Raw genomic sequence first — 14,676 nt, 5'->3', positions numbered from 1 at the left:
GAGAACAAGTGCCGGAGGATGCCGCCGCCGCACCGCGCGCTGTCATCCTATTTCGATCTCGCGGAGACGACGACGTCCGCGCGAAAGGGAGCGATGATGACCCAGACAGACAGCCCGCAGGCTCCGCCGAACCGGCGCAGGACCGTGATCGGCCGCGTCGTGGGCGGTGTGATCGCGGCCGCGGCCATCGGCACGGCGGCCGCCGGTTCGATCGCCTCGGCGAGCACCGGCAACGACATCAACGCGTCGATGACGATCGTCGCCCCCGCCGCCGCCGGCGGCGGCTGGGACGGCGTCGCCCGCGAACTGCAGCAGGCGCAGAAGGCGAACGGCCTGGTCAACAACGTGCAGGTCGTCAACATGCCGGGCGCCGGCGGCACGATCGCCCTCGGCAACGTCTCGGTCCTCGAGGGTCAGCCGAACAACATGCTCGTGGGCGGCACGGGCCTGCTGGCCGCGACGATCCAGTTCAACTCGTCCGCGACGCTCGACGACGTCACGCCTCTCGCCGTGGTCGTCGAGGAGTACGACGTCATCGTCGTCCCCGCCGACTCCCCGTACGAGACCCTCGACGACCTGGTGCAGGGCTGGAAGGAGGACCCGAAGGCCCTCCCCTGGACCGGCGGCGGATCGTTCGACCAGCTGGTCGTGACCGATCTCGCACTCTCGGCCGGTATCGACCCCGTCGACACCACGTACATCTCGTCCGACGGCGGCGGCGAGGCGATCCAGGCCCTCCTGAACGGCACCGCGAAGGCGGCCGCCGGCGGCTACCCCGACAACATCGATCAGATCGAGGCCGGGCGCCTGCGCGCCCTCGCCCTCGTCGCGAACGAGCCCGTCGAGGGGATCGACATCCCCACGGCCATCGAGCAGGGGTACGACGTCTCGCTCACGAACTGGCGGTCCCTCTCGGCACCGTCCGGCCTCGAGGACAGCGAGCGCGAAGCCCTGACCGAACTCGTCCTCGAGAGCGTCGCGACCCCCGAATGGGCCGACGCGATGGAGCGCTACCACTGGAACGAACGCATCATCACGGGCGACGAGCTCGACGCGTTCCTGAAAGACGAGGAGACGCGCATCCGCGGTCTCTACGAGGAGATGGGCCTGTGACCTTCCCCGCCAACCCCACCTCGGCATCCGCCGTCGTCGGCCAGCGCCTGCGTCTGGTCTCGGGCCCCGGAGCCGCCGCCCTGCTGAAGGGGCTCACGATGCCCCTCATCCTCGCCGCATTCGCGACGTACCTCGTCGTCGGCATCCTGACGATGCGGGTGCCGGAAGGCACCGACTTCCCCGGTCCGCAGTTCTTCCCCGGCATCATCGCGGGGGGCCTCTACGCCTTCGCCGCCGTGCTCGCGGTCGGAGCGGTCCGCGAGATCCGAGCGACGCCCGACGCCCTGACGGCCGAGATCGAAGCGGCGCGGGCCGAAGCGGCGGGTGAAGAGCCCGCGGCGACACCGGTGCGCGTCGACATCCGCTCGTTCGCCTGGGTGGTCCTCCCGTTCCTCGCCTTCGCCTTCCTGCTCGAATTCCTCGGGTGGATCATCGCGGCGGGCCTGCTCTTCTGGTGCGTCGCGAAGGCGTTCGGAGCGACCCGGCCGATCCACAGTCTGATCGTGGGCTTCACGCTCAGTTCGCTCGCCTACATCGGTTTCGACATGGCCCTCGGGATGCCCCTCCCGTCCGGCATCCTCGGAGGGTTCTGACATGGACGTCCTGACACTTCTCGGCGAAGGCTTCGCCGGCGCACTCACCCCCGCGAACCTGATGTGGGTCCTGATCGGATGCCTCCTCGGTACCGCCGTGGGCGTGCTTCCGGGACTCGGATCGTCGATGGCGGTCGCGCTCCTGCTGCCCATCACCTTCTCGCTCGACCCGACCGCGGCGTTCATCATGTTCGCCGGCGTCTACTTCGGCGGGCTCTTCGGCGATTCGACGATGGGCATCCTGATGAACACACCAGGTCAGGCATCCGCCATCGCCTCGACGTTCGAAGGGCACAAGATGGCGCTGAACGGTCGGGCCGCGCAGGCGCTCGCGACCGCCGCCATCGGCGCGTTCATCGGCGGCATGGTCGCCTCGATCGTGGTCGTCTTCGTCGCTCCCGCCCTCGCCGACTTCTCGAGCAGGTTCGGGCCGGCGGAGTTCTTCGCCCTCGCCGTGTTCGCGTTCGCCGCGACGTCGTCGGTCGTGGCCGACAGCGCCATCAAGGGGCTGACGTCGCTGTTCATCGGCCTCGGCATCGCCGTGATCGGCATCGACGGCGTCTCGGGCGCGCCCCGGTTCACGATGGACTCGCCGAACCTGTTCGACGGCATCTCGCTCGTCACCGTCACGGTTGCGATCCTCGCTCTCGGCGAGGTCATCTACGTCGCCTGCCTCGAGCGTCACATGACGAACAAGGCGCTCATCCGGCCGACGGGTCGCCCGTGGCTGAGCCGCCGCGAGCTCAAAGAAGCGACCCCCGCGTGGCTGCGCGGCACCGCGATCGGCCTGCCGTTCGGCGTCATCCCGGCCGGTGGGTCGGAGATCCCGACCTTCCTGGCCTACGGCCTCGAGAAGCGACTCGACAAGCGCCGCAAGAACCCCATGTTCGGCAAGGGTGCGATCCGGGGGCTCGCCGCGCCCGAGGCCGCCGGCAACTCGACGACCGGCATGGCGATGGGCGCCCTGCTGGCTCTCGGCCTGCCGATCTCGGCGACCGCGGCGATCATGCTCGCGGCCTTCCGCCAGTACGGCCTGCAGCCCGGTCCGCTCCTGTTCGACCGCGCTCCCGAGCTCGTCTGGGCCCTGCTGGCGAGTTTCTTCATCGCGATGGTGGTCCTTCTCATCCTGAACCTGCCGTTCGCGATGCTCTGGGCGAAGCTCCTGCTGATCCCCCGCCCCTACCTCTACGCCGGCATCACGCTGTTCTGCGGGCTCGGCATCTACGCCACGTCGGGCTCGACGTTCGACCTCGTGATGCTGCTCGGTATCGGGCTGCTCGGCTTCCTGATGCGGGCGCTCGACTTCCCGCTCGCGCCGCTCATCATCGGCATGGTGCTGGGGCCGCTGGCCGAGACGAGCCTTCGGGACGCCGCGATGAGCGCCAACGGCGACTTCTCGGTGCTCGTGCAAGGACCCATCTCGATCACGCTCTACGCGCTGCTCGCCGCGGTCCTGGTGTTCTCGATCCGCGGCAAGGTCGTCGCGCGTAAGCGCGCCAAGGCCGCGGCGAAGGAGCTCGTCGACGCCTGATCCGAACATGACGAAGGCCCCGGTGCGTGTGCGCCGGGGCCTTCGTCATGCGATCGTCACGGCGTCGGCATACCGCCGTTGACGTTGAGGGTCTCGCCGAGAACGTAGCTCGACTCGGCCGACGCGAGGAACACGTAGGCCGGGGCGAGCTCGGCGGGCTGGCCCATGCGTCCGAGCGGGGTCTCCTCGCCGAACGACTCGATCTTCTCCTGGGGCTGACCGTCCGACACCTGCAGCGGCGTCCAGATCGGTCCCGGAGCGACCGCGTTGACGCGAATGCCCTTCGGGGCGAGCTGCTGCGCGAGCGCCTTCGTGAAGGCGTTGATGGTCGCCTTCGTCGAGGCGTAGTCGACGAGGGTCTCGGACGGCGAGTATGCCTGGATCGACGTCGTGTTGATGATCGTCGACCCCGCAGGCAGGTGCGGCAGTGCCGCCTTGGTGATCCAGAACATCGCGTCGACGTTCGTCGTGAACGTGTCGTCGAACTGCTGGTCCTCGAGGGTCGTCAGATCCTTGTTGAAGATCTGCTTGCCGCCGTTGTTGACGACGATGTCGAGGCCGCCGAGGCCCTCGACGGTCTTCGCGACCAGATCGACGCAGTAGTCCTTGTCGCGTAGGTCTCCCGGAAGGGTGAGGACGGTCGCGCCGGCCTCGCGGAGAATGCCGGCGATGCGCTGCGCGTCCTCCTCCTCTTCCGGCAGGTACGACAGCGCGACGTCGGCGCCCTCGCGGGCGAAGGCGATCGCCGTGGCCGCGCCGATGCCCGAGTCGCCGCCCGTGATGAGCGCCTTCCGACCCGTGAGGCGGCCGGTGCCGCGGTAGCTCTCCTCGCCGAGGTCCGCCTTCGGCGCGAGATCCGCGTCGAGGCCGGGCTCCTCCTGGTGGCCCTTGCGAGGTTCGATCTCCGAGTAGAGCTCCACCGGATTCGTGAACGTGTACTGGTCGCGTGCCATCGTGCTCTCCTTCTTCGTGGTGGTCATAGTGGTCGTGATGGTCGTCAGCGGGCGTCGGCGTCGTCGCCGACCAGCTCGCGGATCGTGAGTGCCGCGCGGATGAGCGCGAGGTGGCTGAGTGCCTGCGGCAGGTTGCCGAGGAACGCGCCGTCGTCGGGGTCGATCATCTCGGCGAACATGCCGACGTCGTTCCCCGCAGCGACGAGCTCGTTCATCGCCGCGATGCCCTCGTCGTGCCGGCCGACGCAGACGAGCGCGGCCGCCCGCCAGAACGAGCACGCGACGAACGTCGCCTCCTCGTCGCGCATCCCGGTGTAGCGGAACAGGTGCGGTCCTTCACCGAGCTCGCCCGTGAGCGCATCGATCGTGCGCGACATCCGCTCACCCCGGTCGAAGCCGCTCAGCGAATGCAGCAGGACGGATGCGTCGAGGTCGCGGCTGCCCTGGGCCATGACGTAGGCGCCGCGGGACTCCGACCACCCGTGCTCCTCGACCCAGGCGCGCACGAGAGATGCCTCGGCCGCCCACCGCTCGCTGCTCCCGGGGATCTGGCCGAGCTCCGCGAGGGCGACGGCGTCGTTGAGAGCCTGCCAGCATCCCATCTTCGACGAGGTGTAGTGGCGTTCCTCGGGAAGCTCCCACATGCCGGAATCGGGGTTCCGCCACGCGTCGCACACCTTGTCGGCGTACATCGACAGCATGCGTCCGGTCTCGACGTCGAGCGCGTTCCCCGCCTCGACGTACGCCCGGCAGATGGCGAACAGGTCGCCGTACACGCCGAGCTGTACCTGCTCGCGGGCGGGGTTGCCCGTGACGACCGGACCGACGCCGCGCCAGCCGGGCACGTCGTACTCGGTGACGTGCCCGTCGAGCTCGCCGTCGAGGGTGTACATGACGTGGAGCTCCGGCCCGTGCCGGCGGATCGTCCGCAGCAGCCATGAGATCGCCGCGTGGGTCTCCTCCCGCAGCCCGAAGCCGATGAGGGCATCGACGGTGTACGCCAGGTCACGCACCCAGGCGAGCCGGTAATCCCAGTTCTTCCCGCCCGTGAGGTCCTCGGGGAGGGAGGTCGTCGCGGCCGCCGCGATCGCGCCGGTGGGACTGTGGATGAGCATCTTGAGCATGAGGGCGCTCCGTTGCACGTCGCGCGCCCAGGGCCCCTCGTACGAGAACTCGCGCGACCAGGCGCGCCACGCCTCGATGGTCCGGTCGATCCCGCGGTCGACGTTGTCGGGGTCGGGGAAGTGGATGGGCTCGTCGTGCGTGCCGACGATGATCAGCAGGTGGCGGCTGCCCTCCGCGGTCGTGAAGCCGCCCGCCAGACCCGTGGCGATTCCGTCGGCCGACGCCGCGGGCTCCGGACCGTAGTCGCGTCCGGTCACGCCTATCGTCGTGAGCCCTGAGCGCAGGATGCTGCGATCGTTCGCGCGGTCGTGCCAGGGCGCGGCGGTCTTCAGCGAGGTGCCGGGCTGCACGCGCCAGCGGAACGCGATCTCGCCCGTGACCCCGTCGACGCGGCGGGCGAGCTCGGCCCACGGCAGCCGTCCCGCGACACCCGTCACGAGAGCGTCGGTGACGCTGGCCGTGCCCGACGCGGTCGTGAACGTCGTGACGAGCACGTTGGTGCGCGGCAGGTACCGCCGCCGCACCTGGTACTCCTCGACGGGTTCGAGCTCGATGCAGCCGCCGGCGTCATCGTCCAGCAGCCGCCCGAAGATGGGCAGGTCGTCGATGCCGGGGATCGGCATCCAGTCGATCTGTCCGCGGAGCCCGATCAGCGCGATCGTCCGACCGTCGCCGATCGGTGCGTAGCTGCGCAGGTCCTGGCCGGGGCCGATGTCGTCGAGGGATGCCACTGCTCGAGTCTCGCTGGGGCCGCGAAGGATGGGATGCCGGTTGACACCCCGTCGACGATGTGTGACGGGAGCTGGGGACGTCAGGCCGCCGCTTCGGCGCGCTCGGCGAGACCGTCGATCGCACCGCGGTACTCGTCGAGCATGCGGTCCGCCCCCATGCGCGGACGCGCCGCCAGCGCGGCCGCGCGATAGTCCGGCCGGCGCGCGATGACCCTCGTCCACGCGGACGCGATCGCCTGCGCGTCGTGCGGCGTGACGAGCCCGATGCCCGCCACCACCTGGGCGGAGTCCCCCACTGCCGTCGTGACCGGGGTCGCTCCGCTCGCGGCGCCTTCGATCAGGCAGAGCGGCGACGCTTCGCCGAACGCACTCGTCAGCGCGACGATGTCGGCCGCGCGGTAGACGCGGGGCATGTCGTCGCGGATCCCCAGCAGGTGGACGCGCTCGGCAGGAGCCCCCGCCTCCGCGATCGCCGCCGTCAGGGCGGCGTTGTCGGCGGTCATCCCCGCGCCGCACATGACGTACTGAGCGCGGCTGTCCCGCGCCGCGTGTGCACCGACGGCGCGGAGGAAGAGCCCGGGGTCCTTCATCGCGTCGAAGCGTGCGGCGAGGAGGATCACGGGGACGTTCGGCGCGATGCCGAGGCGCGTGCGCAGCGGCATCCGCTCATGGGGCTTCGGGCGGTAGCGAGCCAGGTCGATGCCGTTCGGGATCACGAACCTCTCCACGGACGGCGGCGTGAAGCGGGCGTAGGCGTCGCTCGTCGATTCGGCGCACGAGATGGTCGAGGTGAGGCGACCGGATGCCGCCAGCTCCCCCAGCCAGCGCATGGCGGGGCCCGAGTGGGTCGGGTCGGACCTGTGGAGGCACGCGGCGATCGGGACGTCGGGAAGGAGACCGCGGGCGTCCAGGGCGAGGAGGAGCCCGAGCGGCTGCTCCTTGAGCGTGAGGATCACGTCGGCGCGGGCGACGGCGGCGGCGGCGACGTCGAGCTCGGCGTCCGAGAAGCTCTCGGGGTCGGGCGGGAGGGCGCCCGCTTCGCGCCCGAGGTCGGACACCTCGATGCCCGCCTCGCGCAGCCACCGGTACCTCGGATCGGCGCTCATCGGCTGCAGCGCACCCTCGCGGCGGGCCTGCGACGCGATCGAGAGCACCGCGTGCTCGTGCGATCCGTCGAGGTGGAGCCCGGTGATGACGTTCGTGTGCAGCACCCGCGCACCACCGGCGAACAGGCCTTCGTACAGCGACAGGACGCGAGGACGGCTCATCCCCCCATGCTCAGGGGACGCCGTGCGGAGCCGATGAACCCGAGATGTCCATCACGTGAAGATCAGCGCGACGTGGTGACCGCGACCCACGCCGCGTCCGAGAACCCTGCGATCCACACGGCGAACACGACGAGGCCGACGACCGTGACGGCGGTCCACGTCCACAGCGGTGCGAGACCGCCGCCCGTGCGGCGGTGCACGACGACGGAGCGCCCGACGACGTAGACCCCCAGAGTGAGGACGAACGCGAGCGCCGCCCACCCCCACGCGAAGGGCGCATCGAGGCCGCGGCCGCGCAGAGCGCGGTGGTCGAGGCACGCGAAGAGGACGGCGGCCGCGACGAGGACGACGTCGATCACGACGAGGAGGGCGAGAGCGGCGGCGATCCAGCCCGCGGGGGTGAGCCCGCCAGACGGACCCCCGAGCCGCACGATCGTCCGGGCGTCGAGGAACACCCCGGTGTACAGGGGCAGAGCGGATGCCGCGATGGCGAGCCAGATCCAGACGGTGCCGCTCGACGGGGTTCCGCTCCGGGCGGCACCGGCGGGAGCTGACCGGGGCTTCGCGGCGGGGGCGGCGGGCGCGGCTGAGTCTGCCGGCTGTGCCGACGGTGCCGGCGGCGTCGTGACGGCCGGGGCGGCATCGGGCGCGGGGGTCGGCGCGACCGTGTCGGCAGCCCAGTCGGAGCCGTCCCACCACCGCAGCTGTCCGGGCTCCCCCGGATCGGCGTACCAGCCCGCGGGCGCCTGACGGCTCACCGCTCGCCCTCACCGACGTCGGCGGCGGGGCGGTCGCCGTCGCCGGTTGCCACGAGCTCCGCGCCGGCGTGGGCGAGCTCCGCCAGGGCCGCCTGGCTCGGCGCGGGCGCGACGCCGGCGATCAGATCCGTGAGGATCCGCACGCGCCGGCCGTGCGCGATCGCATCGAGAGCCGACGCGCGCACGCAGTGGTCGGTCGCGATGCCTGCGACATCGACCTCGACGACGCCGTGGGCGGTCAGGATGTCGGCGACCGTCTCACCGGCATCCGTCACGCCCTCGAAGAGCGAATAGGCGGGGATCCCCTGCCCTTTCTTCACGTGGTGGGTGACGGCGGAGGTGTCGAGGCCGGGGTCGTAGTCCGCCCCGAGCGTCCCGGCCACGCAGTGCACGGGCCACGAGTCGATGTAGTCGGGACTCGTCGAGAAGTGCCCTCCGTTGTCCCCGTCACCGTCGTGCCAGTCGCGCGAGGCGACGATCACGTCGTACTCCTCGGCGTGGCGCGCCAGGTGGGCCGTGATCGCGGCGGCGACCGCGTCACCGCCGTCGACTCCCAGGGCGCCGCCCTCGGTGAAGTCGTTCTGCACATCGACGATGAACAGCGCTCGGGTCATGACTCGAGGGTACGACCAGTTGAGCGCGACGAGGACGGCGGATGCCGCGACTACCCTGGCGGCATGGACTCCCCCGCCCGCCAGACCACCACGACCGGCGGGATCCTCGCCGCATTCGGGATTGACGCCGTCCTCGTGACGGTCTTCGCCGCGATCGGTCGCGCCAGCCATGATGAGGCGGCGTTCGCAGGGCTGGCGACGACGGCGGGGCCCTTCCTGCTCGCGCTGATCGTCGGGTGGCTGGGCCTGCTGGCGTGGCGCGCGCCGCTGGCGGTGCGGCGCACCGGCATCCCGCTGTGGATCGTCACCGTCGCCGGCGGCATGCTCCTGCGGGTGTTGACCGGTCAGGGGGTGCAGGTGGCGTTCGTCATCGTCGCGGCATCCGTCCTGCTCCTGATGCTCGTGGGCTGGCGCGCCGTCGCCGCACTCATCGTGCGGCGACGCGCCCGCTGACCCCGCGCGTCAGGGCTCGAGCGTCCGCCGGTACTCGGCGCGCGACATCTCCTCGGTGACGGGTGGCTCCGGCGTCTCGTCGACGCCCGAGCGCGCGAGCTTCGAGGGCCACCAGATGGTCCTGCCGATGTCGTACGCGAGGGCGGGGACGAGGAGGGAGCGCACGATGAACGTGTCGAGCAGCACCCCGAAGGCGACGATGAAGGCGAGCTGCACGAGGAACAGGATCTGGATGACGCCGAGGGCGGCGAACGTCGCGGCCAGCACGAGCCCCGCCGAGGTGATGACCCCGCCCGTGGCGACCAGACCGCGGAGGATGCCGCGCCGCGTCCCGTGTCGGACCGACTCCTCCCGCACCCGCGACATCAGGAAGATGTTGTAGTCGATGCCGAGCGCCACGAGGAAGACGAAGCCGTAGAGGGGCACGGCCGGGTCGCCGCCGGGGAAGCCGAAGACCTCGGTGAAGACGAGCGCACTGACACCCAGGGCGGCGGCGAACGACACGATGACGCTGAGGATCAGCAGGACCGGCGCGAGGATCGACCGCAGCAGGAGCATGAGGATCAGCAGGACCACCACGAGGATCACGGGGATGATCACCGTCCGGTCGCGGATCGACGTGTCATTGGTGTCGAGGTCGACGGCGGTGGTGCCTCCCACGACCGCGTCGAGCGTGCTCCCGGCGACCGCGTCGCGGAGGTCCCGCACGGTCTGCTCCGCCGCGAGCGAGTCCGCCGCGTCCGAGAGCGTCGCGACGAGCATCACGTCGCCGCCGTCGACGGTGGCCGTCAGCGCCGGAGTCCCGGGCGGGCCCTGCGCCGTGAGCACGAGCTCGCCGTCCTCGATGGTGGCGTCCGCCTGCCCGGCGGGAGCGTCGGCCGACACGACACCGACCGACTCGACCCCGTCCTGATCGGCGATGAGTTCGGCGGCATCCGGAGCCTCCGCCTCGGGGACGATCACGTACAGCGGACTGCCCGATCCCGCCGGGAAGTGTTCGGCGAGCACCGCCTGACCGTCTCGCGCCTGCGACGCCCCGAGGACCAGCTCGCTCGCCGGAACGCCGTCCGCCTTCAACTGTGTGACGCCGACGGATGCCGCCAGCAGCACCACGGTCGACACGATCCACACGATCCGCGCGCGGCGCGCGACGAACCGCGCGAGACGTGCCCACAGGCCGCGCGCAGGCTGTGTCAGGTCGATCGGGAGCTCGGTCATGCCCGCCTTGGGGATGAACGGCCAGAAGGCCGCGCGTCCGACGAGGGCGAGGAGAGCGGGGAGGAAGGTGAGCGCCGAGAGCATCGCGAACGCGATGCCGATCGAAGCGATGGGCCCGAGTGCGCGGTTGCTCGCGAGGTCGCTGAGCAGCAGGCACAGGAGGCCCGCGATGACGGTACCGCCCGAGGCGAGGATGGGCTCGACCGATCCCCGCCAGGCTGCGGTCGCGGCATCCCATCTCCTCCGGCCCTCCCCGATGGCCTCGCGGAAGCGGGCGACGTAGAGCAGCGCATAGTCGGTGGCGGCTCCGATCACGAGGATGAACAGGATGCCCTGCACCTGCCCGTTGAGGACGACGATGCCTGCCTTGGCGAGCCACCACACGCTCAGCAACGCCACGCAGAGGGCGAACACCGAGGTCAGCAGCACGAGGAGCGGAAGGAGCGGCGATCGGTAGACGATGACGAGGATGACGAACACCGCGCCGAGGGCGACCAGCAGCAGGAGCCCGTCGATCCCGGTGAAGCCCGTGGCGAGGTCGGCGGTGAAGCCCGCAGGCCCGGTGACCCACGCTCTGACGCCGTCGGGCGCATCGGCGGCGACCAGCTCGCGGACCTCGCCCACGGTGTCGGTCACCTCGCCGCCGGAGTCGATCGAGACCACCACCTGCGCCGCCTCGCCGTCTTCGGCCGGGATCGCCGGTGAGACCTCCTGGACGCCCGTCAGATCCGCGATCCGGTCGGCGATCGTCTGGACGGCGTCGAGCTGAGGCCCGTCGAGAGCGCGGCCGGCATCGAACACGACGAGCGCCGGGATGGCGTCCCCGCCGAGGAAATCGCCCAGACGCTGCTGCACCTGCGTCGACTCCGCGCTCTGCGGCAGGAAGCTCGATTGGTCGTTCGTCGAGACCTCGTCGACCTTGCCGAAGTACGGTCCGCCGAGCGACCCTCCGGCCAGCCAGATGACGACGAGGACGAGCGGAAGCGCGATGCGCAGCCATCGCGAGGGCGTCGATGCAGGAGACATATACCTAGATTAGCTAGATATACGCTTTTTCAGCAATCAGGAGCGGACGAAGAACACGATGATGGATGCCACGGTGGCGGCGATCCCGAGGGTCGCGCCGCCGAGGGCGAGACCCGTGAGCATGCTCAGTGCTGGCGGGCGGCGGGTGAACCGCATCCGGTCGTGCCACCCGTGGCGATACCAGATCTTCGCGGTGTGGTCGGCCCCGATGCGGCTGCGATCGGACTCGTCGAGAGGAGCCGAGTTGACGTCTCCCTCGCTGTCGATCCAGCGGAGCGTCCGTCCGTCCTCGTCGAGATAGGCCTCGGCCGCCAGCCAACTCCCGTCGGAGGCCCACACGACCACGGCGACGATTCCGAGGACGACGGCAACGCCGAATCCCACCCACGTGAAGATCTCGAGAATCGCATCGAGGGCTTGTGTCACCCGTGTGTCCTCTGTTCTGGAGCCACCTAAGGGAATCGAACCCTTGACCTATTCATTACGAGTGAATCGCTCTGCCGTCTGAGCTAAGGTGGCGCGCTTCGCTCGCGCGTTGCACGATCATCGATCCTACAGGGTCTGAAGCGATGCTGCGAACGCAGGGATCAACCGGCCTCGCAGCGCACGTCACCGTCGGGCACCGTGCCCTCGTCGAAGTACGCGACGACCGTGTCGTCGATGCAGGCGTTGCCCTTGTTGAAACCGGTGTGCCCCTCCCCCACACGGGTGAGCAGGATGCCGGAGCTCAGCTGCTTCGCGAGCGCAGCCGACCACTCGTACGGCGTCGCGGGGTCGTTCGTCGTCCCGATCACGAGGATCGGCGCGGCACCGTCGGCATGGATCTCGTTCCGGGTCCCGGTCGGCGGGTACGGCCAGGCGTCGCAGAGGTCGACGTCCGACGTCCAGTACGGCGCGAAGGTCGGCGCGTCCTTCGCCACCTCCGCGTTCGCCGCCGCGACGACGTCGTCGGAGTCCGGCGGGTAGTCCATGCAGTTGTAGGCCGAGAAGGCCTCGGTGGAGTTGTCGAGGTACCGCCCGTCGTAGCGGTTGTAGTACCGGTCGACGAGCTCGAACATCTCGTCGGGTTCACCCTGCAGGACCGCGGCGAGGGCCGATGAGAGCGTGCTCCAGTTCCCCTCGCTGTAGAGCGCCGACACGATGCCCATCACGAGGGCGTCCGAACCGAGCTTCCGTCCATCGGTCGATGTCAGCGGCGCGGCGTCGACGGCAGCCAGCGCGTCGGAGAGCTGCTGCTGGGCGTTCGCGACCGGTCCGTCGAACGGGCAGTCGGACCCCTCGATGCAGCTCTTCAAGAAGGCGTCGAGGGCGGACTGGAACCCTACGGCCTGCCGCGCCCCGACGACCGCGCCGGGGATGGAGGGGTCCAGACCGCCGTCGAGGACGACGCGACCGACGTTCCGGGGGAACAGCTCAGCGTAGGTCGCGCCGAGGAACGACCCGTACGAGTACCCGAGGTAGGCGAGCTTCCCATCGCCGAGGACCCCGCGAAGCAGATCGAGGTCCCGGGCGGCGTTCTGGGTCGTGACGTAGGGCAGCAGGCCGTCGCTGTTGACGTCGCAGGCGCGGGCGAAGGACTCGGCCGACGCGCGCTGCTCGGCGGATCGCTCCGGCGTACCCCGGGGGGCCGAGGGGATGTCGAAAAGGTAGTGGTCCATGGCCGTGGCGTCGAAGCAGCGCACGGGCGTCGACCGTCCGACGCCTCGCGGGTCGAAGCCCACGACGTCGTAGCTGTCCAGCAGATCACTGCCGACGGCGAACTCCGCCGCCTGCTGGACCAGGTCGACACCGCTCGCTCCGGGGCCGCCGGGGTTCACGAACAGAGATCCCTTCGACGTCCCGCCCGAGGCGAGGCGCACGATGATGGACAACTGGATGTCGCCGCCGTCCGCGTCCGTCCAGTCCCGGGGAGCCGTCACGGAGGCGCAGTGATAGTCACCCTCGCCGATCCCCCGGCACTTCTCCCAGTCGACCTTCTGCCCGTAGTACTCCTCGAAGCCGGCCGGAGCCCCCTGCGTGATCGGGGTCCGGTCGGGACCGGGGCGAGCGGGAGCGGTGGGCGTGCACGCCGCGAGCAGTGCCGCGACCGCCCCGGTGGCGAGGAGAACGGATGCCGCACGGCGCCAGAACCCGCGGGTCACTGCGGGCGCCCCGTCGCGACCGTGATGAGCATGCTCTCGAGGGCGAGTGCAGGGGCGGCGTTGCCCTGCAGGTTCGTGCGTGTCAGCGCGATGGCGTCGAGCACCGTCAGGGTGTGCTGCGGTGTCCAGGCGGCGGCCATGGCGTCGATCTCCGGTGTCAGTTCGCGGTTGATGAGGTCGGTGTCCCGACCGAACTGGCGCATGAGGGTGTCGCGATAGAGGGATTCGAGATCGGTGAGCACCCGATCGATCCCGTCGCGCAGGCTGCGCGTGGCGCGCCGCTTCTGCTCGTCCTCCAATGCGCTCACCTGGCTCCGAACGGCGGGGGGAACGGCGCCTCCGGGCGCGACCCCCAACGTCCGCAGGAGGGCCTCGCGCTCCCCCTCGTCACGGGTCGCCGTCAGCGCCTTGGCGTCATCGGTCGCAGACTGCACGATCGACGCGGCGACCTCGACGGCGTCGCCGACCCCGCGCACGCGGAGGACCCCCCGGAGGGTTCGATCGCGACGCTCGCGGGACGCGGCATCCGTCGCCAACCGCTGCGCCATGCCGATGTGTCGCTGGGCGAGCCGCGCGGACTGCTCCGCGATCGCCTCGTCGACGCCCGTGCGCTGGACGATCAGCCGCGCGACGTCGGCCACGTCGGGCTCACGCAGCCGCAGGATGCGCACCCGCGAGCGGATCGTGGGGAGGAGGTCGGCGTCGCTCGGCGCGCAGAGGATCCAGACAGTCTGCTCGGGCGGCTCTTCGAGGGCCTTGAGGAGGACGTTGCTCGTGCGCTCGACCATGCGGTCGGCGTCTTCCATGACCATGACGCGGTACCGGCCGAGGGAGGGCGAGAAGTACGAGCGCTCGACGAGCGAGCGGGCGTCCTTGATCGAGATGATGACGCCTTCGGTGCGGAGCGCCGCCAGGTCGGGGTGCGTGCGCGCCATGACCTGGCGCATCGCTTTCTCGTCGCCGGGCTCGGCGATGAGCGCCGCGGCGAAGGCATAGGCGAGGGTCGAGCGGCCCGATCCGGGCGGGCCGGTGATGAGCCACGCGTGGGCCAGCTGCGACGGATCGGATGCCGCGGCCCGCAGCTGAGCGACGGCCTCGTCCTGGCCCCAGACCTCGCCCCACGGGAGCATGTCGACGGTGGTGGAGGTCATG

Annotated in this window: 13 protein-coding genes and 1 tRNA gene; 4 read left to right on the top strand and 10 right to left on the bottom strand. The window is 70.5% G+C overall.

What is annotated here, in order from left to right; genetic code table 11:
- Positions 1 to 18: 18 nt before the first annotated feature.
- From H286_RS0111075 to H286_RS0111065, 3 genes are read left to right on the top strand one after another with little or no spacing between them, the layout of a single operon-like run.
- Complete coding sequence (locus H286_RS0111075) at positions 19 to 1,113, top strand: tripartite tricarboxylate transporter substrate binding protein (protein WP_020098210.1); 1,095 nt, start codon at positions 19 to 21, stop codon at positions 1,111 to 1,113.
- Positions 1,110 to 1,706, top strand: a complete 597-nt coding sequence (locus H286_RS0111070; RefSeq protein ID WP_020098209.1) for a tripartite tricarboxylate transporter TctB family protein — start codon at positions 1,110 to 1,112, stop codon at positions 1,704 to 1,706. Before H286_RS0111075 ends, H286_RS0111070 begins: the two co-directional genes overlap by 4 nt.
- Before the next feature lies 1 nt (position 1,707).
- Complete coding sequence (locus tag H286_RS0111065; protein WP_020098208.1) at positions 1,708 to 3,237, top strand: tripartite tricarboxylate transporter permease; 1,530 nt, start codon at positions 1,708 to 1,710, stop codon at positions 3,235 to 3,237.
- Between the two features lie 56 nt (positions 3,238 to 3,293).
- On the opposite strand, the gene H286_RS0111060 is transcribed toward H286_RS0111065, so the two are convergent.
- The 5 genes from H286_RS0111060 to H286_RS0111040 all read right to left on the bottom strand — a co-directional run bounded on the left by H286_RS0111060 (position 3,294) and on the right by H286_RS0111040 (position 8,686).
- Positions 3,294 to 4,217, bottom strand: a complete 924-nt coding sequence (locus tag H286_RS0111060; protein WP_020098207.1) for an SDR family oxidoreductase — start codon at positions 4,215 to 4,217, stop codon at positions 3,294 to 3,296.
- 17 nt (positions 4,218 to 4,234) lie between these two features.
- The gene (locus tag H286_RS0111055; protein WP_020098206.1) at positions 4,235 to 6,046 is read right to left on the bottom strand and encodes a glycoside hydrolase family 15 protein; all 1,812 of its coding nucleotides are present in this window, start codon (positions 6,044 to 6,046) and stop codon (positions 4,235 to 4,237) included.
- 80 nt (positions 6,047 to 6,126) lie between these two features.
- Complete coding sequence (locus tag H286_RS0111050) at positions 6,127 to 7,314, bottom strand: glycosyltransferase (protein ID WP_020098205.1); 1,188 nt, start codon at positions 7,312 to 7,314, stop codon at positions 6,127 to 6,129.
- Positions 7,315 to 7,376: 62 nt separating this feature from the next.
- A complete protein-coding gene (locus H286_RS14590; protein ID WP_051090670.1) occupies positions 7,377 to 8,072 on the bottom strand; it encodes a DUF2510 domain-containing protein in 696 nt (231 codons plus the stop codon).
- A complete protein-coding gene (locus H286_RS0111040; RefSeq protein ID WP_020098204.1) occupies positions 8,069 to 8,686 on the bottom strand; it encodes an isochorismatase family protein in 618 nt (205 codons plus the stop codon). Before H286_RS0111040 ends, H286_RS14590 begins: the two co-directional genes overlap by 4 nt.
- Positions 8,687 to 8,749: 63 nt before the next feature.
- Here H286_RS0111040 and H286_RS0111035 point away from each other — a divergent pair, with 63 nt between their 5' ends.
- The gene (locus H286_RS0111035; RefSeq protein ID WP_020098203.1) at positions 8,750 to 9,139 is read left to right on the top strand and encodes a DUF3054 domain-containing protein; all 390 of its coding nucleotides are present in this window, start codon (positions 8,750 to 8,752) and stop codon (positions 9,137 to 9,139) included.
- 9 nt (positions 9,140 to 9,148) lie between these two features.
- On the opposite strand, the gene H286_RS0111030 is transcribed toward H286_RS0111035, so the two are convergent.
- From H286_RS0111030 to H286_RS0111010, 5 genes are all read right to left on the bottom strand, one after another.
- The gene (locus H286_RS0111030) at positions 9,149 to 11,383 is read right to left on the bottom strand and encodes an MMPL family transporter (protein ID WP_020098202.1); all 2,235 of its coding nucleotides are present in this window, start codon (positions 11,381 to 11,383) and stop codon (positions 9,149 to 9,151) included.
- A gap of 36 nt (positions 11,384 to 11,419) precedes the next feature.
- Entirely contained in the window at positions 11,420 to 11,809 is a 390-nt protein-coding gene (locus tag H286_RS0111025) for a hypothetical protein (protein WP_020098201.1), read from the bottom strand.
- Positions 11,810 to 11,826: 17 nt separating this feature from the next.
- Positions 11,827 to 11,902, bottom strand: a tRNA-Thr gene (locus tag H286_RS0111020).
- Positions 11,903 to 11,970: 68 nt separating this feature from the next.
- Positions 11,971 to 13,524 carry an alpha/beta hydrolase gene (locus tag H286_RS0111015; protein WP_020098200.1) on the bottom strand — a complete coding sequence of 518 codons (1,554 nt, stop codon included), beginning with the start codon at positions 13,522 to 13,524 and terminating at the stop codon, positions 11,971 to 11,973.
- Positions 13,521 to 14,675, bottom strand: coding sequence for a DNA polymerase III subunit delta' (locus H286_RS0111010; RefSeq protein ID WP_020098199.1), 1,155 nt, complete (start codon positions 14,673 to 14,675; stop codon positions 13,521 to 13,523). The genes H286_RS0111015 and H286_RS0111010 overlap by 4 nt, the downstream gene beginning before the upstream one ends.
- Position 14,676: the final 1 nt, after the last annotated feature.

Source organism: Microbacterium sp. 11MF, assembly GCF_000383475.1.
GTDB lineage: Bacteria > Actinomycetota > Actinomycetes > Actinomycetales > Microbacteriaceae > Microbacterium > Microbacterium aquilitoris.
The sequence above is the reverse complement of the archived record's forward strand: the minus strand, read 5'-3'. Positions and strand labels throughout refer to the sequence as shown.

Excerpts from the sequence above, each read along its gene's own strand:
- H286_RS0111060 (WP_020098207.1), bottom strand. The coding sequence starts at position 4,217 with ATGACCACCACGAAGAAGGAGAGCACGATGGCACGCGACCAGTACACG.
- H286_RS0111065 (WP_020098208.1), top strand. The coding sequence starts at position 1,708 with ATGGACGTCCTGACACTTCTCGGCGAAGGCTTCGCCGGCGCACTCACC.
- H286_RS0111010 (WP_020098199.1), bottom strand. The coding sequence starts at position 14,675 with ATGACCTCCACCACCGTCGACATGCTCCCGTGGGGCGAGGTCTGGGGC.
- H286_RS0111035 (WP_020098203.1), top strand. The coding sequence starts at position 8,750 with ATGGACTCCCCCGCCCGCCAGACCACCACGACCGGCGGGATCCTCGCC.
- H286_RS0111040 (WP_020098204.1), bottom strand. The coding sequence starts at position 8,686 with ATGACCCGAGCGCTGTTCATCGTCGATGTGCAGAACGACTTCACCGAG.
- H286_RS0111030 (WP_020098202.1), bottom strand. The coding sequence starts at position 11,383 with ATGTCTCCTGCATCGACGCCCTCGCGATGGCTGCGCATCGCGCTTCCG.
- H286_RS0111050 (WP_020098205.1), bottom strand. The coding sequence starts at position 7,314 with ATGAGCCGTCCTCGCGTCCTGTCGCTGTACGAAGGCCTGTTCGCCGGT.
- H286_RS0111075 (WP_020098210.1), top strand. The coding sequence starts at position 19 with ATGCCGCCGCCGCACCGCGCGCTGTCATCCTATTTCGATCTCGCGGAG.